Annotated in this window: 17 protein-coding genes and 1 pseudogene; 7 read left to right on the top strand and 11 right to left on the bottom strand. The window is 65.7% G+C overall.

Annotation, left to right across the window (positions count from 1 at the left end):
• Positions 1 to 178 precede the first annotated feature (178 nt).
• Positions 179 to 754 (bottom strand): molybdenum cofactor guanylyltransferase MobA, encoded by a 576-nt coding sequence (gene mobA / locus ACZ899_RS08680; RefSeq protein ID WP_234562749.1) that lies wholly within the window; start codon positions 752 to 754, stop codon positions 179 to 181.
• A gap of 180 nt (positions 755 to 934) precedes the next feature.
• Between mobA and ACZ899_RS08675 the strand changes: the two genes are divergently transcribed.
• Complete coding sequence (locus tag ACZ899_RS08675) at positions 935 to 1,207, top strand: HU family DNA-binding protein (protein WP_234562748.1); 273 nt, start codon at positions 935 to 937, stop codon at positions 1,205 to 1,207.
• 57 nt (positions 1,208 to 1,264) lie between these two features.
• Here the strand turns inward: ACZ899_RS08675 and ACZ899_RS08670 are convergent.
• A pseudogene (locus ACZ899_RS08670) lies at positions 1,265 to 4,391 on the bottom strand (multidrug efflux RND transporter permease subunit).
• Positions 4,392 to 4,402: 11 nt separating this feature from the next.
• Complete coding sequence (locus tag ACZ899_RS08665) at positions 4,403 to 5,578, bottom strand: efflux RND transporter periplasmic adaptor subunit (RefSeq protein ID WP_234562746.1); 1,176 nt, start codon at positions 5,576 to 5,578, stop codon at positions 4,403 to 4,405.
• A gap of 158 nt (positions 5,579 to 5,736) precedes the next feature.
• Here ACZ899_RS08665 and ACZ899_RS08660 point away from each other — a divergent pair, with 158 nt between their 5' ends.
• On the top strand, positions 5,737 to 6,438 hold the full coding sequence (locus ACZ899_RS08660) for a response regulator (protein ID WP_050705882.1): 702 nt from the start codon (positions 5,737 to 5,739) through the stop codon (positions 6,436 to 6,438).
• A gap of 6 nt (positions 6,439 to 6,444) precedes the next feature.
• On the top strand, positions 6,445 to 7,743 hold the full coding sequence (locus ACZ899_RS08655; protein ID WP_234562745.1) for an ATP-binding protein: 1,299 nt from the start codon (positions 6,445 to 6,447) through the stop codon (positions 7,741 to 7,743).
• 114 nt (positions 7,744 to 7,857) lie between these two features.
• Here the strand turns inward: ACZ899_RS08655 and ACZ899_RS08650 are convergent, their stop codons facing one another.
• The 5 genes from ACZ899_RS08650 to wecB all read right to left on the bottom strand — a co-directional run bounded on the left by ACZ899_RS08650 (position 7,858) and on the right by wecB (position 16,287).
• Positions 7,858 to 8,946 (bottom strand): GGDEF domain-containing protein, encoded by a 1,089-nt coding sequence (locus ACZ899_RS08650; RefSeq protein WP_234562756.1) that lies wholly within the window; start codon positions 8,944 to 8,946, stop codon positions 7,858 to 7,860.
• 171 nt (positions 8,947 to 9,117) lie between these two features.
• Positions 9,118 to 9,963: a DUF4434 family protein gene (locus ACZ899_RS08645; protein WP_234562744.1), complete on the bottom strand. Its 846-nt coding sequence runs from the start codon at positions 9,961 to 9,963 to the stop codon at positions 9,118 to 9,120.
• Positions 9,963 to 12,965, bottom strand: a complete 3,003-nt coding sequence (locus ACZ899_RS08640) for a phage receptor (protein WP_234562743.1) — start codon at positions 12,963 to 12,965, stop codon at positions 9,963 to 9,965. Before ACZ899_RS08640 ends, ACZ899_RS08645 begins: the two co-directional genes overlap by 1 nt.
• Positions 12,962 to 15,136: a cyclic di-3',5'-guanylate-activated glycosyltransferase NfrB gene (gene nfrB, locus ACZ899_RS08635; RefSeq protein ID WP_234562742.1), complete on the bottom strand. Its 2,175-nt coding sequence runs from the start codon at positions 15,134 to 15,136 to the stop codon at positions 12,962 to 12,964. Before nfrB ends, ACZ899_RS08640 begins: the two co-directional genes overlap by 4 nt.
• Positions 15,133 to 16,287 carry a non-hydrolyzing UDP-N-acetylglucosamine 2-epimerase gene (wecB, locus tag ACZ899_RS08630; protein WP_203647108.1) on the bottom strand — a complete coding sequence of 385 codons (1,155 nt, stop codon included), beginning with the start codon at positions 16,285 to 16,287 and terminating at the stop codon, positions 15,133 to 15,135. Before wecB ends, nfrB begins: the two co-directional genes overlap by 4 nt.
• A 315-nt stretch (positions 16,288 to 16,602) precedes the next feature.
• Here wecB and ACZ899_RS08625 point away from each other — a divergent pair, with 315 nt between their 5' ends.
• The 3 genes from ACZ899_RS08625 to ACZ899_RS08615 all read left to right on the top strand — a co-directional run bounded on the left by ACZ899_RS08625 (position 16,603) and on the right by ACZ899_RS08615 (position 18,350).
• The gene (locus ACZ899_RS08625) at positions 16,603 to 17,040 is read left to right on the top strand and encodes a PACE efflux transporter (RefSeq protein ID WP_198743248.1); all 438 of its coding nucleotides are present in this window, start codon (positions 16,603 to 16,605) and stop codon (positions 17,038 to 17,040) included.
• 108 nt (positions 17,041 to 17,148) lie between these two features.
• Positions 17,149 to 17,508, top strand: coding sequence for a transposase (locus tag ACZ899_RS08620; RefSeq protein WP_075043813.1), 360 nt, complete (start codon positions 17,149 to 17,151; stop codon positions 17,506 to 17,508).
• Positions 17,505 to 18,350: an IS3 family transposase gene (locus tag ACZ899_RS08615; protein ID WP_324256565.1), complete on the top strand. Its 846-nt coding sequence runs from the start codon at positions 17,505 to 17,507 to the stop codon at positions 18,348 to 18,350. The genes ACZ899_RS08620 and ACZ899_RS08615 overlap by 4 nt, the downstream gene beginning before the upstream one ends.
• A gap of 301 nt (positions 18,351 to 18,651) precedes the next feature.
• Here ACZ899_RS08615 and ACZ899_RS08610 read toward each other — a convergent pair whose 3' ends face one another.
• Positions 18,652 to 19,677 carry an IS110 family RNA-guided transposase gene (locus tag ACZ899_RS08610; protein ID WP_203646634.1) on the bottom strand — a complete coding sequence of 342 codons (1,026 nt, stop codon included), beginning with the start codon at positions 19,675 to 19,677 and terminating at the stop codon, positions 18,652 to 18,654.
• Positions 19,678 to 20,089: 412 nt separating this feature from the next.
• Here ACZ899_RS08610 and ACZ899_RS08605 point away from each other — a divergent pair, with 412 nt between their 5' ends.
• Positions 20,090 to 20,842: an AraC family transcriptional regulator gene (locus ACZ899_RS08605; protein WP_232856472.1), complete on the top strand. Its 753-nt coding sequence runs from the start codon at positions 20,090 to 20,092 to the stop codon at positions 20,840 to 20,842.
• On the opposite strand, the gene ACZ899_RS08600 is transcribed toward ACZ899_RS08605, so the two are convergent.
• The gene (locus ACZ899_RS08600; RefSeq protein WP_234561459.1) at positions 20,812 to 22,242 is read right to left on the bottom strand and encodes an efflux transporter outer membrane subunit; all 1,431 of its coding nucleotides are present in this window, start codon (positions 22,240 to 22,242) and stop codon (positions 20,812 to 20,814) included. The two genes, ACZ899_RS08605 and ACZ899_RS08600, sit on opposite strands and share 31 nt — an antisense overlap.
• 16 nt (positions 22,243 to 22,258) lie before the next feature.
• Positions 22,259 to 23,011: a helix-turn-helix transcriptional regulator gene (locus tag ACZ899_RS08595; RefSeq protein WP_232856474.1), complete on the bottom strand. Its 753-nt coding sequence runs from the start codon at positions 23,009 to 23,011 to the stop codon at positions 22,259 to 22,261.
• Positions 23,012 to 23,316 lie beyond the last annotated feature (305 nt).

The following is a 23,316-nucleotide window of genomic DNA, read 5'->3' as shown; positions in this document are numbered from 1 at the left end:
GCTATTTTTTTTATTTGGGCTTACACAATCTCTGTAGGAGCGGCCTTGTGCCGCGAAAGGGCCGCGTAGCGGCCCCGGCAATATCCGCCTCGCCACGAGATCCTGGGGCTGCTTTGCAGCCCTTTCCGGCCGGTCCGACGCCTCGGCAAGGCCGCTCCTACAGAGGGTCGTGGACAGGTTAATCCTGCAGCAGATCCGGGCTGTTGAAGTTACTCAATCGCGGATCGTCCTCGACACACTCCAGCCCTTGGACGCTCGCCTGCAACAACGCCTTCTGCAAACTCCGCTCCCCCTCCAGCCAGGCCTGCTCGAGCAGCGGCAACAACCGCCGCGGCAACACACTGAGCATCGGCTGCCAGTACCCACCTTGGCGCACCATGGCCGCGCTGTCGTGGGCCACCGCCAGGGCCAGCAGGTCCTCGATCAGGGCCCGGTCGATCCGTGGCGCATCGCAGGCCAGCAGCACCACCCATTCATGCCGCGCCACTTTGAGCCCGCTGATGACCCCGGCCAGTGGGCCGGGAAAGCCCGCTTCGGCATCGCCGACAAGCTGGTCGGCATAAACCGCATAGGCCGCCTGGTTGCGGTTGCAGGAGATCACCAGGTCGTCGCTGAGTGCCCGCACGGCACGTTGCACATGGGCCACCAGCGGCTCGCCGCGCCAGGGCACCAGCCCCTTGTCGCGCCCGCCCATGCGCTGGCCACGACCGCCGGCGAGGATGAGGATGGAGCAGGGGGGGAAGGATGTGGGCATGGGGCAGGCTCTACGGGTGCACGGCCTGCAACCCTCCCACTTCGTCCCTGTATTGTCCAGTGCGCTACAGACGGCGCACCTGGTATTTCTGTCAGTTGTACGGGGCGGGTTGCCGATGGCTAATAGGGCTCGCGGCCTTGGATCGAATCGAGCCATTGGCGAGCATCACGGAGAGTGTTGATGAACAAGAGCGAACTGATCACGTCAATTGCCCAATCGGCCGACATCACGAAAGTGGCGGCAGGGCGTTGCCTGAATGTCTTTCTCCGGGCAGTGACCCGGACACTGGTCGAAGGGGGGAAGGTATCGCTGGTCGGCTTTGGTGCGTTTTCCGTGGCCAAGCGACGCGCACGGGTAGGGCGCAATCCGCAAACGGGAAAAACCTTGAAGATCCCGGCGAAGAAACAACCGGTTTTCAAGGCCGGCAAGACATTGAGGTACACGGTCAACTGAGCATTTCGCCACGATGATGGACAGGGAGGCGGCAGGTGCCTCCCTGTCCAGGTGGCATCATCGGGATGCGCTGTGTTCCAGCGTTGCCTGCGGTGCCTTGCCACGTCCGGCCAGGCGCATCACCACGACGAAGAACACCGGCACGAACACCACGGCAAAGGTGGCGCTGAGCATGCCGCCGATCACCCCGGTGCCGATCGCCTGCTGGCTGGCCGAGCTGGCGCCGCTGGCGATGGCCAGGGGCACCACGCCGAGGATGAACGCCAGCGAGGTCATCACGATCGGGCGCAGGCGCAGGCGCGCGGCCTGGATCGCCGCGTCCACCGCGTCGTGCCCCTGGTCCACCAGGTCCTTGGCGAACTCGATGATCAGGATGGCGTTCTTTGCCGACAGGCCGATCAGGGTGATCAGGCCGACCTTGAAGAACACATCGTTGGGCATCCCGCGCAGGGTTACGGCGAGTACCGCGCCGAGCACGCCCAGGGGCACCACCAGCAGCACCGCGGTGGGGATCGACCAACTTTCGTACAGCGCCGCCAGGCACAGGAACACCACCAGCAGCGACAACGCCATCAGCAGCGGCGCCTGGCTGCCGGACAGGCGCTCCTGCAGCGACAGGCCGGTCCATTCCAGGCCGGAACCGGCCGGCAACTGGGCGACCAGGTGCTCGATCTCGGCCATGGCCTCGCCCGAGCTGTAGCCGGCCGCCGGCTCGCCGGAGATCGACACCGCCGGGTAGCCGTTATAGCGGGTCAGCTGCACCGGTCCGGACTGCCAGTGGGCCGTGACGAAGGCGCCCAGGGGCACCATCTTGCCGCTGTTGTTGCGCACGTGGATCTTCAGCAGGTCCTCGACCTGGCTGCGCCGGTCGCCTTCGGCCTGCACCACCACCCGCTGCATGCGGCCCTGGTTGGGGAAGTCGTTGACGTAGTTGGAGCCCACCGCAGTGTCGAGCACCGCGCCGATATCGGCGAACGAAACACCCAGGGCATTGGCCTGGCGCCGATCGATTTCCAGTTCCACCTGGGGGCTTTCGGCCAGCGAGGCTTCGCGCACATTGACCAGCACCTTGCTCTTGCGCGCCGCCTCCAGCAGTTGGTCGCGGGCCTCCATGAGCACGGTGTGGCCCATGCCGCCACGGTCCTGCAGGCGGAACTCGAAGCCGGTCGACTCGCCCAGGCCGTCCACCGGCGGCGGCAGTACCGCGTAGGCGATGGCGTCCTTGAGCTGGGTGAAGGCCAGGGTCGCGCGGTCGGCGATGGACTGCGCACTGTCGTCACCACCGCGTTCGGACCAGTCCTTGAGCGTGGTGAAGGCCAGCGCCGCGTTCTGCCCGCTGCCGGAGAAGCTGAAGCCGAGGATCAGCGTGGTGTTGGCCACGCCTGGCTCTTCGCCGTTGTGCGCCTCGATCTGCTGCGCCACCTCGATGGTCCGCGCCTGGCTGGCGCCCGGCGGCAGCTGGATGTCGGTGATGGTATAGCCCTGGTCCTCGGTGGGCAGGAAGGCGGTGGGCAGCTGGCTGAAGCCGTAGCCGAGCACCGCCAGCAGCGCGGCATACACCAGCAGGTAGCGGCCGCTGCGAGCCAGGGCGTGGGTCACCCAGCGCTGGTAGCCGTTGCTCATGCCTTCGAAGCGGCGGTTGAACCAGCCGAAGAAACCCTTGCGCTCATGGTGCTCACCCTTTTCCAGGGGCTTGAGCAGGGTGGCGCACAGCGCTGGGGTCAGGCTCAGGGCGAGGAACGCCGAGAACAGGATCGACACCGCCATCGACACCGAGAACTGCTGGTAGATCACGCCCACCGAGCCTTTCATGAAGGCCATCGGCAGGAACACCGCCACCAGCACCAGGGTGATGCCGACGATGGCGCCGCTGATCTGGCCCATGGCCTTGCGCGTGGCTTCCTTCGGCGGCAGGCCTTCCTCGGCCATGATCCGCTCGACGTTCTCCACCACGACGATGGCGTCGTCGACCAGGATGCCGATCGCCAACACCATGCCGAACAGGGTCAGCACGTTGATCGAGAAGCCCAGCGCGTTCATCACCGCGAAGGTGCCCATCAGCGCCACCGGCACCACCAGGGTCGGGATCAGGGTGTAACGGAAGTTCTGCAGGAACAGGAACATCACCGCGAACACCAGGATCATGGCCTCGACCAGGGTGTTGATCACCTGCTGGATCGAGACCTTGACGAACGGCGAGGTGTCGTAGGGGATGTCGTACTTCACCCCGGCCGGGAAGTAGCGCGCCAGCTCGTCGAGCTTCTGCTTGACCAGGCCCGCGGTTTCCATGGCGTTGGCGCCGGGTGACAGCTTGACGCTGAAGGCACTGGTGGCCTTGCCGTTCAGGCGCGTGCCGTACTGGTATTCCTGGGCGCCGATCTCGACCCGGGCGACATCGCCGACGGTGACGGTCGAGCCGTCGGTGTTGGCGCGCAGGACGATGGCGGCGAATTCCTCGGGGGTGCTCAGCTGGCCCTTGACCACCACGTTGGCGGTGATTTCCTGGGTCGGCCGGCTGGGCAGGTCGCCGATGCTGCCGGGGGCGACCTGGGCGTTCTGCGCGGCGATGGCCTCGGCCACGTCGTTGGGCGTGAGGTTGAAACCGACCAGCTTGGCCGGGTCGATCCAGATGCGCATGGCCCGCTCCGAGCCATACAGCTGCGCCTTGCCGACGCCCTTGATGCGGCGGATCTCGTTCATCACGTTGCGCGCGAGGATGTCCGACAGGGCGATCTCGTCGAGGCTGCCATCCTCGGAGGTGAGAGGTGGCCAATAGCAGGAAGCCGGTGGACACCTTTTCCACCTGCAGGCCTTGCTGGGTCACCGGGCGCGGCAGGCGCGACTCGATTACCTTGAGGCGGTTCTGCACGTCGACCTGGGCCAGGTCCGGGTTGGTACCGGGCTGGAAGCTGGCGGTGATGGTGGCGCTGCCCAGGCTGCTCTGCGACTCGAAATAGAGCAGGTTGTCGGCACCGTTGAGCTCCTGCTCGATGATGCTGACCACGCTCTCGTCCATGGTCGCCGCCGAGGCGCCCGGGTAGACGGCGTAGATTTCCACCTGCGGCGGCGCCACGTCGGGGTACTGGGCCACCGGCAGCTGCGGGATGGCCAGGGCGCCGACCAGGAGGATGAACAGGGCGACCACCCAGGCGAATACCGGGCGGTCGATGAAGAACTGCGGCATGGATCAGGCCCTCATTGGCCGGTGTGTTGGGCGACCGCGGAGGCGCCCGGTTGCTCGTCGACCTGGACCTGGTCCCCGGCCTTGACGTGTTGCAGGCCCTCGACCACCACGCGATCACCGGGGGCCAGACCCTCGCTGACGATCCAGCGATCACCCTGGGCGCTGCCCAGGACCACCTGGCGTTCGCTGATGCGCTCCTGCGGGTCGACCAGCAGCACCTTGGGCACGCCGGCGCTGTCGCGCAGGATGGCGCGCTGCGGCACGCTGATGCCCTGGGGCTGTACGGCCTGGTCCAGGCGCACGCGCACGTAGCTGCCTGGCAGCAGGTCGAGGTCGGGGTTGGGGAACTCGCTGCGCAAAGTGATCTGGTTGGTGCTTGGGTCGACGCTGATGTCCGAGAACAGCAGCTTGCCGGCCAGCGGGTAGGCGCTGCCGTCATCCTGGATCAGCGTGGCCTTGACCTGGCCCTGGCCGACCTGCTGCAGCTCGCCGGCGCGCAAGGCACGGCGCAGGGCGTTGAGCTCGCGGGTCGACTGGGTGACATCGGCATGAATCGGGTTCAACTGCTGGATGGTGGCCAGCGGCGTGGTTTCGCTCTGCCCGACCAGCGCGCCCTCGGTCACCAGGGCGCGGCCGATGCGTCCGGAGATCGGCGCGGTGACGGTGGCGTAGCCCAGGTTCAGGCGTGCCCGTTCCAGCGCCGCCTTGGCTTCGCCGACCGCAGCATCGGCCTGGAGGAAGGCGGCGCGGGCGTTGTCGTACTCCTGGCGGCTGACCGCCTTGTCGTCGACCAGCTCGCGGTAGCGCTGCTCCTGCAGGCGGGCCTGGTACAGGGTTGCCTCGGCCTTGGCCAGGCTGGCGCGGGCGCTGTCGAAGTCGGCCTTGAACGGCGCCGGGTCGATCAGGAACAGCACATCACCTTGCTTGACGTCGCTGCCCTCGCGGTACACCCGCTTGAGCACCACGCCGGCTACCCGGGCGCGCACCTCGGCGGTACGCGGCGCGAGGATGCGGCCGCTCAGTTCAGTGCTGATCGCCAATGGCTGCACGGCCAGGGTCTCGACCCGGACCTGGGAAGGCGGGGCCTGTTCTTCCTGTTCGGCAGCGTCGTTGCAACCGGCCAGGGAAAGGGTCATCAGCGCCAGCAGCGCCAAGGGGCGCAGGCGCGAAGGGCAGGGAATGGACATACGGATCTTCCAGGTTTGATCCAGCGTATGCTAAAGCAGCCGTTCGGGTGGCGGCTGTTAAGCTATGTTGGGCGTATGTGAAAAAGTGTGAACAATCGGCGGTGGCCCGCGCGGGATTCTATATCCTGCCTTACTTCAATCTTTCGTCAAATCCCCTTATGCCGAACATTCTCCTGGTCGAAGACGACAGCGCGTTGTCCGAACTGATCGCCAGCTACCTGCAACGCAACGATTTTCATGTCCGGGTGATTGCCCGCGGCGACCATGTGCTGGACGAGTTCCGCCGGCAGAAACCGGACCTGGTGATCCTTGACCTGATGCTGCCGGGCCTCGACGGCCTGCAGGTGTGCCGCTTGCTGCGCCAGGAAACCCAGGGCCTGCCGATCCTCATGCTGACCGCCCGTGACGACAGCCACGACCAGGTGCTGGGGCTGGAAATGGGCGCCGACGACTACGTCACCAAGCCTTGCGAACCCCGGGTGCTGCTGGCCAGGGTGCGCACCCTGCTGCGCCGCAGCAGCGTCAACGAACCGCGCCTGGACAGCGACCTGATCCAGGTCGGCGGCCTGCGCATCGACCTGGCCGAGCGCACGGTCAGCTGGCGCGGCGAGGAGGTGGAGCTGTCCAGTGGCGAGTACAACCTGCTGGTGGTGCTGGCGCGCAACGCCGGCGAGGTGATGAGCCGCGACCGTATTCTCCAGCAACTGCGCGGCATCGAATTCAACGGCACCGACCGCTCGGTGGACGTGGCCATCTCCAAGCTGCGCCGGCGCTTCGACGACAGCGCCGGCGAGGCGCGCAAGATCAAGACCGTGTGGGGCAAGGGGTATCTGTTCAGCCGGGTCGAGTGGGAGTACTGACAGGCCATGCTCAAGATCCTGGTGCGGCTGTACCTGGTGATCATCGTCGCCTATGCCGGGGCGATCGCCTTGATCCCCGACACCATCGTCGGGCTGTTCCATGAGCGTTTCATGGCCTACAACCTCGAGCAGGCCAAAGGCGTGCAGACCCTGATCGTGCGCCAGTTCCAGCAGGCGCCGCGGGAGCAGTGGCCGGCAGTGGAAAAAGACCTGGCCGGGGTGTTCAAGCCGCTGCAAGTGCGCCTGCTGCGCATGGACGAGGCCGAGCTGAGCAGCGAGGAAAAAGCCCGGCTCGAGCATGGCCTGTACGCGGTGCGCATGGCCGACTGGGGCTATTACGAAACGGTGCTGGCGCCGCTGGATTCGCAATGGCTGGTGCGCCTGCACTCGCCGGACGACCCGCTGGACATCAACGTGCTGTCCTGGGGCGTGACCGTGCTGATCGGCGCGGCCATGCTTGGCTGCCTGCTGCTGTGGGTATGGCCGCACTGGCGCGACCTCGAACGGTTGAAGGACACCGCCCGGCGCCTGGGGCGCGGCGAGATGTCCGAGCGCACGTCTATTTCGCCACGCTCGAACATCGGTGAACTGGCCGGGGTGTTCGACACCATGGCCAGCGACCTGGAGCGCCAGGTCAACCAGCAGCGCGAACTGCTCAACGCGGTCTCCCATGAGCTGCGCACGCCGCTGACGCGTCTGGACTTCGGCCTGGTGCTGTTGTTCGACGAGGTGCCGCCGGCCAGCCGCAAGCGCCTGCTGGGGCTGGTGGGGCACGTGCGCGAGCTGGACGAGCTGGTGCTCGAGCTGCTGTCCTACAGCCGCCTGGACAGCGTCGACCAGGCCCGCGAGCGGGTCGAGGTGTCGTTGCTGGAGCTGGTGGACAGCGTGCTCGGCAGTTTCGCCGAGGAGCTCGACAACCGTGGCATCCGTTGGGAGGTGCGCTGCGAAACCGACCTGCCGCGCTTTGTCCTCGACCCGCGGCTGACCGCCCGCGCCGTGCAGAACCTGGTGCGCAACGCCATGCGCTATTGCGATGAAAGCCTGCTGCTGCGCCTGCGCCGGGAAGAAGACGGCGCCTGCCTGGTGACCGTGGAGGACGATGGCATCGGCATCCCGACCGAGGAGCGTGAGCGGATCTTCCAGCCGTTCTATCGCCTGGACCGTAGCCGTGATCGCAATACCGGTGGGTTCGGGTTGGGGCTGGCGATCAGTCGGCGGGCCATCGAAGGGCAGGGCGGGACACTGACCGTGGCGCAGTCGGCGTTGGGTGGGGCGCAGTTCAGGATTCGCTTGCCCGCAGGGTAATGCAGCGCCTGGGCCGGCCTCATCGCGGGGCAAGCCCGCTCCCACGCAGGTGTTGGAGGCAGGTGATGAAGGGGTGATGGAGGTTGGCGTGGGAGCGGGCTTGCCCCGCGATGGTCATTGTCCTGACAAGCTTGCCGACCAGGTCACGAAGCGGTCCTTGCCCGTGTGCTTGGCCTCGTACAATGCCTGGTCCGCCCTGATCAGCGCCATGCTCAGGCTATCGCCGCTGTCGATCCGGGCCAGGCCGATGCTGATGGTCACCGGATGTGCGCCGAGGTCCTCGCGCACCCGCCGGCACAGCGCCGCGACCTGCTGCTCGGCGCCGGCCTCGTCCAGCCCCTGGAAGAAGATCGCGAATTCCTCCCCACCCAGCCGGGCGATCTCGTAGCCGTTCATTGCCGCCTTGATATGTGCCGCCACGCGCTTGAGCACCTCGTCGCCGATGTCATGGCCGAAGCGGTCGTTGACCTGCTTGAAGTTGTCGATGTCGATCATCGCCAGGAACTGCCCGGCGTCCGCCTGGCGCAGCTGCTTTTCGGCCTTGGCCATGAACGAGCGGCGGTTGGGGATTTCGGTCAGGGCGTCGATGTACGCCTGCTCCAGCAGCACCTTGGTCAGGTAGAAGTTGTGCAGCTTGGCCTGGCGGATGCGCAGGTAGCTGTAGATCACCAAGCCGCTGAGGAACACCGCGTAGCTGAGCAGCATCGCGCCCTCGAGCTCCAGGGCCTCGATACGCGTGTGGTAGAAGGGGTTGAGCATGAGCCAGGTGATGGCCATGGCGCAGAAGAACGACCAGCGCCGCACCGGTAGTACCGAGACTGCGTAGAGCACCGTCGACACCCCGAGCACCAGCCACACCGGGCGCAGGACGATGGGGATGCCCTCGATCACCAGGCGCATGGCCAGGGTGATCACTGCCACGAACAACAGGTTGAGCACGTCGAAATGCTGGCTCTTGTGGGTGAAACCCAGGACCACGCACAGGCTGCACAGCAGGGCGATGAATATCCCCGACAGCCAGGTGAAGCCCTGGCCGCCGAGGTAACTGACGATCAGATCGAAGATCAGCCAGATGGCGATGCCGATGCAGAAGATCAGCAGGCAGAAGCGGCGCATGGCCTCGAATTCGTGCTGGCGGAACTCGGCGCGCAGGGCGGCGGGGGCGACCTGTTGGCGGATGTGGGCTTCGAGGGTTTTGTACATGGAGGCGATGGTGGCCTTGAAATTGTTGTCTGTTATGCCTTCCAGGGCAGTGAGGTCTCTGTAGGAGCGGCCTTGTGTCGCGAAAGGGCCGCGCAGCGGCCCCAGGATTTCAGCGTTCATGCAAAGATCGCCGGGGCCGCTGCGCGGCCCTTTCGCGACACAAGGCCGCTCCTACAACGAGCCTGGTTTCAGCACATCCTTGGCCCAGGGCCGATAGCGCAGGGCGAACACCGCTTCGGCGTGGCAACCTCCGCCCAGCGCCGGTTGCGCCGGTTCCGCGCGGAACGGTTGCCCCGGCTGGCTGACCTGGCGAAACGCCTCGCGCACGATACCCACCCGGCAGGGCAGGGCTTGTTCGTAGCCCTTTCGCACCAGCGGCGCCAGGCGACCGGTGCCGGCGCCGTCCTGCCACCACACGTTCAGGCCAAGGCTCGCCAGCTGGTCCAGCCATGCGCCATTGACCCGTGGCGACAGCTGGCCGGCGCTGAATGCGCTGATATGCAGGGGCTTGTCCAGTTGCCGGTTGAACGCCTGCAACTGCGTGTAGAGCGCATCGCGCCTGGCCGCATCGCGAAAGTGCAGGTCGTCCAGCTCCAGCGGCAGGTACCAGCCGGACACCGGCAGCGCCCAGTCGGTCTTGAGCTGCTGGTACTGGGTAAGGGAACGGCCCAGCTGCGCCTTGAAGTAGCTGTTCAGGCCTTCGCCGTCGAGCTGTTCGAGCCGCTGGTAGTAGGCCGGATCCATGTACAGCCCCAGCACCAGCTCCAGCCCCTGGGCCTGCGCCTCGCGCAGGCTGCCGGCGAGCCAGCCGTTGGCGCCGCCGAAGTCGCTGTCGCCGTAGGCGCTCCACTGCACGATCAGGGTCTTGCCACCCTGGGCCTTGGTGGCGCGCCACAGCTGTTGCCATTGCGCGTGGGTGACGTTGGCATCACGGTTGAGCGGCTGGTAGAACAGGCGCTGGTCGGCCTGGGCGGGCAGGCACAGGGCGAGCAGGCAGAGCGCCAGGAAGGTACGCATCAGAAGTTCATCTCCACACCCAGCAACACGCCGTTGGCGCGCTCGTAGAGGTTGCCGCCCAGTGCCTGCTGGTACTCGGCGCGCACTTTCAGCGAGCCACGGTAGGCGTTGTAACGGTCATCGTCGAACCACCACTGCCAACGCACGCCGACCCCGGCGCGGGCGTCCTGGCGCCAGTCGTTGCTCGGGTCCTGGCTTGAGAACTCGAAGAAGCCGTAGGGCATGATGGTCTGCGGCGACTGGCTCGGCAGTTTCCAGGCATGGCCCTGCTGGAAGCGCGACAGCCAGGCATGATCGCCGGCCCGGGTCCACCAGGCAGCGTCCAGGTAGAGGAAACGCTCGTCCCAGTCGTCCTCGTCGATGCGCCAGTCGTTGCGGTACCGGCCCTGGTCGAGGAAGGACGCGGTGGCGCGCAGCAGCAGATCATTGCTCGACTCGGCGTTGTGGCGCAGGTCGCCCCAGTTGCCGCCGACCTTGGCCGGGCTGAGCAGCTCGCCCAGGCTCAGGCCGCTGTAGTGCGTGCTGTCGATCTGGCGCTGGTGGTACAGCTCGGCGTAAAGGTTGAGGTTGGCCCGGCCGAGCGGCTTGTAGCGCAGACCGACGCCGGTGCCCATGCTCTGGGCGTAGTCGGTGCGGCTCTGGCCACCGAACAGCACGCGGCCATACACCGACAGGGTGCTGCCGTTGCGGCTGGGCTCCTCGCCCAGGGCGTGGTCCCACATCGCCAGTTGCACGTTCTGCGATTGTGCCCGGCGTGAGCTGCCGGCGCGCGCGCCGTCGTCGAGGAACTTGTCGTTGGTCGAGGTGCCGGCCGGCGACCAGGTGCTGGCCAGGGTGATGGTATCGCGGCGCGACAGCGCTTCATGGGCACGGCGCTGACGGTATTTGCGCGCATCCAGGCTGCCGTACTCGTCGTTGCCGTCGACCAGGTTGCGTTCCACGTCCAGCACCCGGCGCAGTTCGCGGCGGGCCGAGGCGCTGTCCTCGGCCTCGTCGTAGCGCAGCGCCAGGGTCTCGCCCAGGCGGTAGTCCTCGGGGAAGTCGCGGGTGGCGCGTTCCAGGTAGGGTATGGACTGGCGTCGTTGCTGCTTGTCTGCCGAGCCGGCCAGGCGCATGCCGTAGTCGGCCCGGTAGCGCGGCTGGTCCGGCGCCAGGCGCACGGCCTCGGCCAGCCAGGCGGTGCTCTGGGCGCTGTCGCCGGCCTGCTGGGCGGTGCCGGCGGCGGCGTAGTAATGATCGGCACGCGGGGTGTGGCGCAGGGCTTCGCGCTGGAAGGCGAGGGCCTGCTGGATGTCGCCCTGGCGCTGGGCAATGGCGGCGCCCAGGGCCCAATCGTCGGCACTGAGGTGCGCGGCCGCGTCCCAGTGACGGCGGGCGACATTGGCGTCGCCGGCGTTCAAGGCACCACGCGCCGCGGTCAGGCGAGCATTGTCGGTCCAGGCGTCGGCCGGCAGGCTGTTCCAGATCGGCAGCGCCGCCTCGGAGTCGCCCGAGGCCTCCAGCGCGTAGGCCAGGGGCAGGCGGCTGCCTGGGTCGCCCAGACGTTCGGCGGCCTGGTAGTAGATGACGGCTTCGCCGGGCTGGTCGGGCATGGCGCAGCGGCCCAGGGCGCGATACTGGCCAGCTTCGCTCGGGTTGGCCGGGATGGCCTTGCGCACCGCGTCGCACTGGCCGGCCTCGGCCAGGCGGGCGAGCAACAGGCCGCGGGTGGCGGCATCGACCCGCGGCACCAGGGCAAGCATGCGCGGGGTGTCCAGTGGGCCGTCGTTGCGCGCATAGAGGTTACCCAGGCGTTGCAGCAGCGAGGGCGTCAACCGGCCCTGGCGGCGGTCGTAGGCGTTCTCCAGCAGCTGCCGGGCGTGTTTGGCCTGGCCGCGTTCGAGCAGCATGAACGTGGCTTGTTCCAGCGCCGCGAGGTCGCCGGTCTGGCGGTAGCGTTGCTCCCATTGTGCCGCCGTGCGTGGCTGCGGCGGCTGCGCGGGTTCACCGTACAGACGCTGCTTGAGGATGGCGTAGCTGCGTGGATTGTCGCTTGCCTGGCACTGGGCGAGCTGCTCGCGGGCCAGCTTCAGGTCCTTGTGCGACAGCCAGTCGACGGTCTCCAGGCACGGGCGCTGCAATTCGTTGCTCAGCTGGCGCACCAGCGCCGCGTCGTCGCCCTCGCGGGCCAGTTCCCAGAGTTGCCGGCGCTGTTCGGGATGTTGCAGTTGATCGGCGGGCAGGCTCTGCAGCCAACGCTCGGCCTGCTGGTTGTGGCCCATGGCGATGGCGCGGTTGGCCATGGCCAGGCGGGCGTGGGTCGCCGCCTCCTGGGATGGCGCGCTGGCCAGCAGCTTGTTCAGGCCCTTTTCATCGACCTGCTGGATATAGGCGTTGGCCAGGCGCTGCCAGTCCTGCGGCGGCAATTCGCCCTTGTCGGCCAGGGGTTGCAGCTGGTCGATGGTCTCGCCCCAGTTGCGCAGTTGCTCGGCAAAGTTAGCCCGGGTCATGCGCAGCACCATGCCGTCGTCGCGCACCGGCAACCGGTTGAGCCACTCCAGCGCCTTGCCCGCGCCACCGAACTTGGCCAGGCTGACGCTGTAGGCCTGCCACAGGCGTACGCGCTGCTGGCCCTGGCTGTCGGCCAGCCAGGCCTCCACCTGGCTCGCCGCGGGCGGGTCCTGCTCGATCCAGGTCAGGCGCAGTTCGAGCAGGGCGTCGGCGTGCTCGGGGTTGTCGTCGAGGTCCTCGGCGATGGCCTCGGCTTCCTTGTAGCGACGCTGATGGGCCAGGGCCTCGGCCAGCAGGGCGCGGGCCTCGTTGTTGTTGGGCACGCGCTTGAGTACATGACGGGTCAGGCGCTCGACCTCCGCCCAGTTGTCCTTCTGCGCTTCCCGGTAACCACGCTCCATGAACGGGTAGCTGGTGAAACGCTGGAAGTCGGTCATCGGCTTGGTCGGCGCGGCCAGGGTGGATGAGCACAGCAGCAGGCTGGCGAGGGTCAGGGAAAGACGGGGCGTCATGCCACCTCCCGGGTCAGTTCATAGGCGGCCTGCTGTTCGCTGGCCTGCTCGGAGAGGGCTTGTTGCAGCACCTCTTCGGTGATGATGCCGCGGGCGATCAGGTGCTCGCCCAGGCTCTGCTGCTCGGGGCTGAAATCGATCAGCGCCTGGTTGAACAGGGTCACTGGTACCATGCCGCGCACCTGCAACAGCGTGCCGAGCATCACCTGGTGGATGCCCACCTGCTCCAGCAGGGTAGCGTCGTCCTGATGACGTTCGAGTACCGCGAGCATTTCGCGGGTCTCGGGCTTCTGCCAGGGGCTCGGGTAGTGGTAGCGCAGGCCCAGGGTGACTCGACCTTGCGGCGCCAGGCGGGCGCGCACCGGGCGCTTGAGCTGGCGGCTGATCACGCCGAGCGAGACCTGGCTGACCGGGCTCTCGCTGGCCAGCACCAGGGTGTCGCCGTCCTCGTCCACCGGCAGCACGCCGTAGTGGGTGGCGAGTTTGCGCGGCAGCTTGGCGATCAGCGCTGGCTCAATCTTGAACGGGTTCAGCGGCGCCCAGGGCAGGTCCAGCTGTTCAGCCAGGGTCTCGACCAGTTGCTCGCTGCTCAGCCAGCCGCGCAGCAGCAGCTCGCGGCCCAGGCGCCGGCGGACCGGGCTGGTGATGGCCTGCTCCAGTTGGGTCTCGGTGATCAAGCCTTTCTCCACCAGGCGCTGGCCCAGCGGTGTGCGCGCAGGCGCGGCGAGGGCGGGGAACTCGTGGGTGGTCTTGTCCCAGGCCACCCGCCGCGAATCGCCCATCTCCATCACCTGGCGCAAGGCGCGCAGGTTGGCGAAGAAGTTGACGAAGTTGCTCCACATCATCCGCGGCGCCGACAGCAGGCCCTCGAAGATGCCGTAGTAGCGGGTAACGAACCAGAACCGCTGGAACAGGCGGTTGAACAGCAGCAGGCCGTTGAGCCACAGCAGCGTGGTCAGCAGCTTGCTGTCGCTGAGGATCGACATGAAGCGCCACGACTCCGGCGCGATCACCGTGACCAGCCACATCGCCAGCAGCACCAGCAGCAACAGGTTGACCAAAAAGCTCAGCAGGTAGGCGAACAGCCCGCGACGGTCGCGCCAGAGGAAGTAATTGAGCGCGCCCTTGCGGCTCCAGCCGAGGTTGCTGGTGCCCTGGAACACGATGCCGACGATCCACCGCGATTTTTGCCGGATGGCGTGCTGCCAGTCCCGCGGGAAGTGCTCGCGCACGCAGATCACCTGGGCGAATTCGCGGCTCATGCCGGGGCGCCAGTCCTGCTTGAGGGCCAGCGCCGGGTCGGTGATGGAGTAGCGGGCGAAGATGCACTTCATGCCTTTTTGCTTGAGGCGAAAACCGATGTCGTAGTCCTCGGTCAGCGATTGCACGTCGAAGGCGATGCCGTCGCCGTCCTCGAGCAGGGCACTGATCGCCCGGCGGCTGAAACAAGTGCCGACCCCGGCGCTGGGCACCTGTCCGGTGAGCGCCTCGCGCACGATGACGTCCTTGCCGTGGTTCTCGGCGAACTCGTCGACATAGTGGCCGGCGGTGAAGCCTTTCCATTCCGGGGCGTAGGGGTACACCGGGATCTGGATCATGTCCTTGTTCGGCAGCAGGTAGTTGAACAGGCGCAGTTCCATGGGCGAGATGACGTCCTCGGCGTCATGCAGGATGAACCCGGCGAACTCGATGCGCGCGTCCTGCTGGAAGCGCAGGATGGCGTCGATGATGTTGTTCAGGCAGTCGGCCTTGCTGGTCGGGCCGGGGCGGGCGCAGACCACCTTGTGCACATTGGGGTAGTGCAGGCACACGGCGTCGACGTCGGCCTGGGTCTGCGGGTCGTTGGGGTAGGTACCGACGAAGATCTGGTAGTTCTCGTAGTCGATGGTCGAGGCGGCCAGGCGCGCCATCTCGCCGACCACGCCGACCTCGTTCCAGGCCGGCACCATGATCGCCAGGGGCTTTTCCGGCACCTCGAACAGGCGCTTCTCGTCGGCCTTCTCGAACTTGTCGTAGATGCGGAAGCGCCGGATCAGCTTGCGCCCCCAGTAGCACAGGTCGATGAACAGGTCGTCCAGGCCGAGCACGAACATCAGTGTCGCCAGGATGATGGCAAGGATCTTCAGGCCGAACAGGACATAGGTGAGGAAATCGATGAAGACCAGGCTCATGCGTTGTCCCGTGCGGCGGATTGCTCGGCGAACCAGCGGCTCAGGCGTTCGGCGATGCGCTCGCTGGCGTGGCCGTCGCCAAAGGGGGTGAACACCTGCGCCATGCGCGCGTAGGCGTCCGGGTTGTCGAGCAACTGGCTGGTCTCGTGGACGATGCGCTCGGTCAGGGTGCCGACCAGCTTGACCGTGCCGCCCTTGAGCACGGCGGGACGCTCGGTGACCTTGCGCAGCACCAGCACCGGCTTGCCCAGGGCGGGCGCCTCTTCCTGCACGCCACCGGAGTCGGTGAGGATGATATGGGCGCGGTTCATCAGCCAGACGAAATGCGGGTAGTCCTGGGGCGCGACCAGGTGGATGTTGTCGCGGCCGGACAGCACGCTGTACACCGCGTGCTGCACCTGCGGGTTGAGGTGCACGGGGTAGAGGAATTGCACATCCGGGTAGCGCAGGGCCAGCTCCGCCAGGGCCAGGCAGATGCGTTCGAAGCCGCTGCCGAAGTTCTCCCGGCGGTGGCCGGTGATCAGCACCATGCGCTGGTCGTCGCGCAGCACCTTGAGCGGGGACTCGGGGGCGGGGCGCCAGTTGTCACGGTGCAGCTTGTCGCGCATCCACAGCAGGGCGTCGATCACCGTGTTGCCGGTGACCTCGATATGCTCGGGCGGCACGCCCTCGCGGATCAGGTTGGCGTCGGAGTCGCGGGTGGGGGTGAAGTGCAGGTCGGCGAGCACGCCGGTCAAGCGCCGGTTGGCTTCCTCGGGCCAGGGCTGCTGCAGGTTGCCGGTGCGCAGGCCGGCCTCGACATGGCCGATGGGAATATGCCGGTGGAAGGCCGCCAGCGAGGCGATGAAGCTGGTGGTGGTGTCGCCGTGGACCAGGACGATATCGGGCTTGACCTGCTCGTAGGCGCGGTCGAGCTTGTCCAGCAGGTCGCGGGACAGGCCGTTGAGGGTCTGGTTCTGGGTCATCACCTGCAGGTCCTGGTCGACCGTGAGGCCGAAGGCGGTCAGGACCTGCTCGAGCATTTCGCGGTGCTGGCCGGTGGAGCAGATATGCAAGTCGACCTCAGGCCAGTCGCGCAGGACGCGGGCCAGCGGGGCCATCTTGATCGCTTCAGGGCGGGTACCGAATACCATCATCACGGTGTAAGCCATCGTGTAGTTCCTCGTTCGATTCCCTGGACGAAGTTGTACGACGTGTCTCCGCTTGCCAGTCATAGATACAAGCAGTCGATCACGGGGTTGTCCAATGCGCGGCCTGCGCCGGACGGTGCGGTGCAGGCGCTTGCGGAAGTGCCACGGAGGCGGGGGTCGTGTCGGCACTTGACGGGCCGGACGCCAGGGAGGGGTGGTGCGGAAACGTTTATGCTAGCTTTTCTTGATTGAACGGTCAGTCAATAAAGTATTTCCGACTTTTTCTTACAGCCTTCTTCTTGTAGCTTTGTAGGTCTTTTCTTCGGGGAGTTGAACATGCAAGGCAAGGCGCGCAAGGTCGTCCAGGCCATCCTTTACGAGGCCATCGCCGTGGCCTGCGTGGCGCCGGCGCTGGAGCTGGCATTCGGCGCCGGCATGGCCCAGTCGACCGTGCTGTCGATCCTCATGTCGGGCATCGCCATGAGCTGGAACATGGCCTACAACTGGGCGTTCGAGCGTTGGGAGGCACGCCAAAGTCAGCGTAGCCGCACCTTCCTGCGGCGCCTGCTGCATGCCCTGGGCTTCGAGGGTGGGCTGGTGCTGATCCTGCTGCCGCTGGTGGCCTACTGGCTGGACATCGGGCTGTGGGCGGCGCTGGTGACCAACCTGGCGCTGTTCGTGTTCTTCTTTGTCTATGCGTTCGTGTTCCAGTGGGGGTTCGATAAGGTTTTCGATGTGCCGGTGTCGGCGCAGGAAGTGGCCAAGGGGTGTTGATGGCGGGGATCGTGTAGTGGCGTAAAGGTGCCTGGCGACAGGTTTGCAGCGCCTATGAGATCGAGCGCCGCCCGCGCGGCGCATCGCGACGCAAGGTGAACTGGCCTAATGATTTTGGACACCTTCATCGGGCGCTATGATGGCGCCCAATTGGAGGCAAAATCAGTGCGTAAATCTTATTCAAGAGAATACAAAGTCCAAGCTGCCGAAATGGTGCTGGATGGTGGGCAGTCAGTTCCTGAGGTCTGTGCAGCCCTTGGGCTGGGCCCTACCGCGCTTCGCCGCTGGGTTGATCAGGTGCGTGAAGAGAGAGCCGGTAAGGTTCCTGCTGGAGCCAAAGCGATCACACCCGAGCAGCAACGAATTGAAGAACTCGAAGCGCTGGTTCGGCAAAAGGATCGGGATATCGAAATCCTAAAAAAGGCCAGTGCTCTCCTGCTTCGGGACTCCAAAGATCGTTCTCGCTGATCAACGAGCTGAGTGAGCAATACCCTGTTGTCGACTGCTGCCGCGTGCTTGGGGTTAAGCGCAGCAGTTTCTATGCGTGGCGCAAACGGCAAGGACGTGAAAACCCGGCAAGAGATGCGCTACGCCTGCTGGTAATCAAGCACTTCAACGCATCGCGAAGTGCTTCTGGCTCGCGAACCCTGGCGCAGGAATTGCGGCACGAAGGCCATGAAATAGGACGATACAAGGTGCGTGCGCTAATGCGTGAAGCTGGCCTGAAGTGCAAACAGCGCAGGCCGCACCGCTATCGGTCATCAGGGGCAGAAGCGTTGATCGCCGAGAATCAGCTGAAGCGCAATTTCAAGGTTTCGGCGATCAATGAGGTTTGGTGTGGCGATGTGACCTATATCCAGGTTGGCAGGCGCTGGCTGTACCTAGCCGCCGTGATTGACCTCTATGCCCGTCGCGTAGTGGGTTGGGCATTCTCGATGATTGCAGATGCCAACTTAGCTTGTAACGCCCTGCGCATGGCCGCTGAATCGCGGGGTAGGCCGGCGGGCGTAATGTTTCATTCAGACCAGGGCTGTCAGTACACCAGCCATAAATTCAGAGCCGCGCTCGATGAGTACAACTTGAACCAGAGCATGAGCCATCGAGGCCAATGCTGGGATAACGCTGCCATGGAGCGATTCTTCGGAGCATTGAAATCAGAATGGGTGCCGGCAGAGGGTTACGAGACCGAAGCGCAGGCACGAGTGGATATCCAGGCTTATCTGATGCGCTACAACCTCAAGCGCCTCCACAGCTACAACGGCTATGAAACGCCAGTAGCCATGGAGGAAAAGCTCAAGGCAGCGGCATGAACCTTAACCGGTGTCCAAAATTACTTGACCAGTTCAAGGCCGCTCCTACATCTATGGTTACCCCCATTTCTGCAATACTGTACTGAGATGTGCGTGAGTTTGGTTTGCGTCAATCTATACGGCGTCGTGTGGGAGGTTGGTCCCGCGCCTCGATGAAAATCGCGCCCGACGAGCCTAGATATTTGTTCGGCTTCTGAAGCCGAGTAGGAGCTCAGGTTGATCGCCAGGCCGGTATACCGTTCACGTCATCTGTGTGCAGCATCGCAAAACCAGGTGGGTTGTTACTCGTGTGTCTGCAGGGTCAAGCGTTCATGGCGCTTGACCCTGCATCAAATTCGCTGTGGTGTGCCGTGATGGCCCAGGCGATTCGGGCCAGTTTGTTGGCGATAGCGCACACCACCAGGTTGGGGTGGTGAACACGTAGCAAGCCACGTACCCAGTCCGCCAGCTTGCCGGTTTTGCGCTCCAGCCCAATCAGATAGACCCTCGCGCACTGGATCAGCAGTCGTCGCTGATTGCCGTCGCCCCGCTTGCTGATTCGCCCCAGGCAAGGTTTGCCGCCTGTCGTGTGCTGCCTGGGAACCAGGCCTATGGAGGCTGAATAATTTCGCCCACAGCGGAACTGCTTACCATCACCCAATTCCGCAGCCAGGGCGGTAGCGGTGATCGGGCCAATACAAGGTATCGACATCAAACGGGAAGCAAGATCATCGCTAACGGCCTGGCTATGCACTTCCTTGTCCAGAGCCTTGATCCGATCATCGAGATAGCGGAAGTGGGCATGTAGGTCCAGCAACAGCTTCTTGATCAACGGTGAGAAGGTACTGTCGTCCAGCAGAATGGGGAGCTCCCGGACCGCCTTGAAGGTGGGTGCCAAACTGACCCCCACCTCGAGCAAATAAGCGTGGATGCGGTTCATGGTGGCAGTACGGTCTCTGATGAAGCTGTCGCGCAGTGAATTGAGCATCGCCAGCGCCTGCTGGGCCTCGGTTTTGGGAGGCACGAAGCGCATCTGATCGCGGGTTGCCGCCTCACCGATAGCGGCAGCATCGGCAAAGTCATTCTTGTTGCTTTTCACGTAGGGGCGAACGAACTGTGCGGGAATAAGTTTGGGCGTATGACCCTGTCTCGTCACCTCTCGCGCCATGAAATGAGAGCCACCACAGGCCTCCATCGCCACCGTACAGGGCGCAAGATTGGCAAGGTGGCGAATGAGTGACTCACGGTTGAACCTGCGGTGATAGAGCTCATGACCCCGATCATCCTGAGCGTGTACATGGAAGCTCAACTTTCCCAGGTCGATGGCGATGATGGCGACAGTGTTCATGGCGTTGCACTCCGATAGGCACCCTGTGAAAGCTTAGAGGGCTGACACAGGGTGGGGCGGGGGTAGCCATTTCATTATTTGTTGCAACGTGCCGAACCTGTCAGGCCATGGTTGCCCGCCTTGGTGCATGCCTTGAGACAGGTGAGGCGCCAGTGGTGCACACCCCAAAACCGCGTCATACCAACAAGGCGGACTCGGTAATGGCACAGGATTGACTGGCCCGAAACAGATGTAGGAGCGGCCTTGCGTCGCGATGCGCCGCGCGGGCGGCGCTCGATCTCATGGGCGCTGCAATCCTGTCGCCGAACACCTCGAAACACCCCACCATCTGCAATTTCCCACGCCCGCCCGATTTCCCCTTCACCCCCCACATCGCCATAATCCCCCCTCCACCCTAGCCAGACCCGCACCAATGCCGCGTCCGATCATCCTGCCGCTCGCCGAGAACTACCGCCATGGCGAGCACATCGCCCCGCACTGCCATGACCGCGCCCAGCTGATCCACGCCATCAGCGGCGTGGTCACGGTCAGCGCCCGTGAAGGCAGCTGGGTGGTTCCCCCGGGGCGCGGGGTCTGGGTGCCGGCGGCGGTCGATCACGAACTGCGCATGGCCGGCGTGGTGCGCATGCGTACCTTGTTCGTCGACCCTGGCGCGCGCCCGGACCTGCCGCGCCAGTGCCAGGTGATCGAGATCTCACCGCTGCTGCGCGAACTGATCATCCGCGCCATGGACATCGCCCCCGACCATCCGGCCCAGGGGCGCGAGGCGCGGATCATGCAACTGATTCTCGACGAGCTGCGCGTGCTGCCGGTGTTCGCCCTGCATGTGCCCAGCCCGCACTCGACGCATCTGCAAGGCCTGTGCGAGGCCCTGCGCCAGGCACCGTCCGAGGACTGGAGCCTGGCTCGCGCCGCCGCCCACAGCGGCCTCAACCCGCGCACCCTGACCCGAGCCTTCCAGCGCGAGACCGGCCTGAGCCTGGTGCAGTGGTTGCGGCGCATGCGCCTGCTGGCCAGCCTTGATGCCTTGGCGGCCGGGCAGTCGGTGCTGGAGGTGGCGCTGGACCTGGGCTACGACAGCCCCAGCGCCTTCAGCGCCATGTTCCGTCGCACCCTCGGGGTGTCGCCGTCGGTCTACTTCGGCAGGGCCGCGGAGCGCTGGTAGGCCAGCCCCGGCGCCTCGTCCCAGGCGCCGCCCAGCGCGGTGAACAGGTTCACCTCGGCCAACAGCTGTGCCAGGCGGTCGCTGATCAGGCCCTGCTGGGCACTGAACAGCGAACGCTGGGCGTCGAGGAAGGTCAGGCTGCTGTCGATGCCGGTGCGGTAGCGGTTCTCGGCCAGGTCGTGGTAGCGCTGGCTGGCCTCCACCAAGTCGCGTTGGGCCTGCAACTGCTGCTGGTAGGTGCTGCGCGCCGCCAGGCCGTCGGCCACTTCCTGGAAGGCGGTCTGGATCGACTTCTCGTAGCGTGCCACCTGCATGTCCTTCTGCAACTTGGCGTAGTCGAGGCTGGCACGCAGGCTGCCGGCGTTGAACAGCGGCAGGTTGACCTGCGGCTGGAACAGCCAGGTGCCGCTGCCGGCATCGAACAGGTCGGCCAATTCGCGGCTGCTGCTGCCGGCGTTGGCGGTCAGGCTGATGCTCGGGAAGAACGCCGCCCGCGCCGCGCCGATATTGGCGTTGGCGGCCTGCAGCTGGTACTCGGCCTGGCGGATGTCCGGGCGCCGTTGCAGCAGGTCGGCGGGCAGGCCGGCGGGCACCCGGGCGATCTGCTCGTCGGCCAGCGGCAGCGCCGGCAGGCGTTCGTCGACCTGCGCGCCGACCAGGCGCTGCAACTGGTTGAGGTCCTGGGCGGCCAGGCGGGTGTAACGCGCCACGGCAGCACGGGTGCTGTCGACGCGGGTGGTGGCCTGGATCTGGTCGAGCGCCGACAGGGTGCCGGTGCGGCGCTGGCGCTGGGTCAGGCGCAGGCTCTTCTCGTCGGCCTGCAGGGTCTGGCGCGACAGGGCCAGCAGCTCCTGGTCGGCGCGCCAGGTCAGGTAGGCGCCGGCGACACTGCTGAGCAGGCTGAGCTCGGCGCCACGCCGGGCCTCGTCGGTGGCCAGGTAGTTGAGCAGGGCCTGGTCGCTGAGGCTGCGCAATCGACCGAACAGGTCCAGTTCATAGGCGCTGATGCCGACGGTGGCCGATTGCTGGGAACTGATCATGCCTTCGCCACCGGTGCGCCGCCGTGGCAGGTACTGGCGCGTGCCCTGGGCGTTGGCGGCGATCTTCGGCAGCAGTTCGGCGCGCTGGATGCGGTACTGGGCACGGTAGGCCTCGGCGTTGAGCACGGCCACGCGCAGGTCGCGGTTGTTGACCAGCGCGCTGTCGAGCAACTGGCGCAGCACCGGGTCACGGAACACCCCGCGCCAGTCGCCGGTCACGTCCGTGGCGGGTGGCCCGCCCCGGTAGGCGACACCCGTGGGGTACTGCTCGGCGCTGGGCGAGAGTGGGCGTTGGTAGTCGGGGGCGAGGCTGCAACCGGTCAATACGAGGACAAGCAAGGGCAGGGTGATTCGCGGCATGACAGGGTCTCTGGGATCAGGTGCCGGCCATCCAGCGGGCCAGGCCATGGCGTCCGCTGACGCCGAGTTTGGCGGTGGCGCGTTTCAGGTAGGTCTCGATCGAGCTGTTCTTCACATTCAGGCGCTGGGCCATCTGTGGCACGGTGGCTCCGGTGAGCAGGCCGATGCACACTTCCTGTTCGCGGGTGGACAGGCGGATTGCCTCCTGCTCCAGGCGCTCGGTGAAGACCTGGCGCAGCGAGCCGGCCTCATCCGCCTGCAGGCTTCCCGGGCGGCGCTGGGCGGCCTGCAGGAACAGCTGGGCATGGTGCTCGACCAGAGGCAACAGGGTGTCGGACAGGCGCTTGAGCAGCGACAGTTCGGCCAGGGAGAACATCCGCTCGCTGCGCTGGCGATGACAGCAGATGACCCAGCGCCGGTCGCCGCTGCGCGACACCAGGTTGCACTGGTGCACGGGGGCGTTTATCTGGATCAGCAAGGGGTCCTCCATGCGCATGATGCTTTGCAGCAGGGGATGGCGCAGCTGCGCCTGCGCGGGCGTCGCCTCGGGCAGGCCGGCGCTGCCCAGCACCTTGACCTGGCGGATGCTGGCCTGGTCGCTGTCGAGGGTCCATTCGCTGAGGTCGAGTCGATGGATCGGTACCTGGTCGTCGATCAGCTGGAACATCTGTTCGGCGAAGGTGGCATCGCCGGTGCTGGCAACCAGTGCGCCCAACTGCAGGTACAGGTGCGGGTCGTGGCGGTGTTCGAGGCTGTCGATCAGCTTCATGTCGTTGTCTTCCTTGATCCGGTAACGCGGTGGGTCTCGCGGTCGAGTCCTCTCTGTGCTGGGGCTTGGCGCTATTGAATAGCAGGCTCCGAGCCTGCGTCTGTAGCGGAAAGCGGGGACAGGAAATGCCAAATTATCCGACAAGAAAAGTCGGTATTTCCCCGGGCTCATGCAGCTTGAATCGATGGATTGTCGGACAATTGGCGCCAGAAACCGACCAGATCGCCGGCGATTGCCCCGCCGGCTGACAGGGGTAGGCAGGTACCGGCTGCCGACTATCGTCAATTTCCTACAAAAGATTCAGC

It is taken from the genome of Pseudomonas sp. TE31087, from assembly GCF_057284075.1.
Note: the sequence above shows the minus strand (reverse complement) of the source record. Positions and strands in the feature narration are given on the sequence as shown.

Bases quoted from the DNA above. Each gene is read 5' to 3' on its own strand.
- mobA (WP_234562749.1), bottom strand. From the start codon at position 754: ATGCCCACATCCTTCCCCCCCTGCTCCATCCTCATCCTCGCCGGCGGT.
- ACZ899_RS08675 (WP_234562748.1), top strand. From the start codon at position 935: ATGAACAAGAGCGAACTGATCACGTCAATTGCCCAATCGGCCGACATC.
- ACZ899_RS08665 (WP_234562746.1), bottom strand. From the start codon at position 5,578: ATGTCCATTCCCTGCCCTTCGCGCCTGCGCCCCTTGGCGCTGCTGGCG.
- ACZ899_RS08660 (WP_050705882.1), top strand. From the start codon at position 5,737: ATGCCGAACATTCTCCTGGTCGAAGACGACAGCGCGTTGTCCGAACTG.
- ACZ899_RS08655 (WP_234562745.1), top strand. From the start codon at position 6,445: ATGCTCAAGATCCTGGTGCGGCTGTACCTGGTGATCATCGTCGCCTAT.
- ACZ899_RS08650 (WP_234562756.1), bottom strand. From the start codon at position 8,946: ATGTACAAAACCCTCGAAGCCCACATCCGCCAACAGGTCGCCCCCGCC.
- ACZ899_RS08645 (WP_234562744.1), bottom strand. From the start codon at position 9,963: ATGCGTACCTTCCTGGCGCTCTGCCTGCTCGCCCTGTGCCTGCCCGCC.
- ACZ899_RS08640 (WP_234562743.1), bottom strand. From the start codon at position 12,965: ATGACGCCCCGTCTTTCCCTGACCCTCGCCAGCCTGCTGCTGTGCTCA.
- nfrB (WP_234562742.1), bottom strand. From the start codon at position 15,136: ATGAGCCTGGTCTTCATCGATTTCCTCACCTATGTCCTGTTCGGCCTG.
- wecB (WP_203647108.1), bottom strand. From the start codon at position 16,287: ATGGCTTACACCGTGATGATGGTATTCGGTACCCGCCCTGAAGCGATC.
- ACZ899_RS08625 (WP_198743248.1), top strand. From the start codon at position 16,603: ATGCAAGGCAAGGCGCGCAAGGTCGTCCAGGCCATCCTTTACGAGGCC.
- ACZ899_RS08620 (WP_075043813.1), top strand. From the start codon at position 17,149: ATGATTTTGGACACCTTCATCGGGCGCTATGATGGCGCCCAATTGGAG.
- ACZ899_RS08610 (WP_203646634.1), bottom strand. From the start codon at position 19,677: ATGAACACTGTCGCCATCATCGCCATCGACCTGGGAAAGTTGAGCTTC.
- ACZ899_RS08605 (WP_232856472.1), top strand. From the start codon at position 20,090: ATGCCGCGTCCGATCATCCTGCCGCTCGCCGAGAACTACCGCCATGGC.
- ACZ899_RS08600 (WP_234561459.1), bottom strand. From the start codon at position 22,242: ATGCCGCGAATCACCCTGCCCTTGCTTGTCCTCGTATTGACCGGTTGC.
- ACZ899_RS08595 (WP_232856474.1), bottom strand. From the start codon at position 23,011: ATGAAGCTGATCGACAGCCTCGAACACCGCCACGACCCGCACCTGTAC.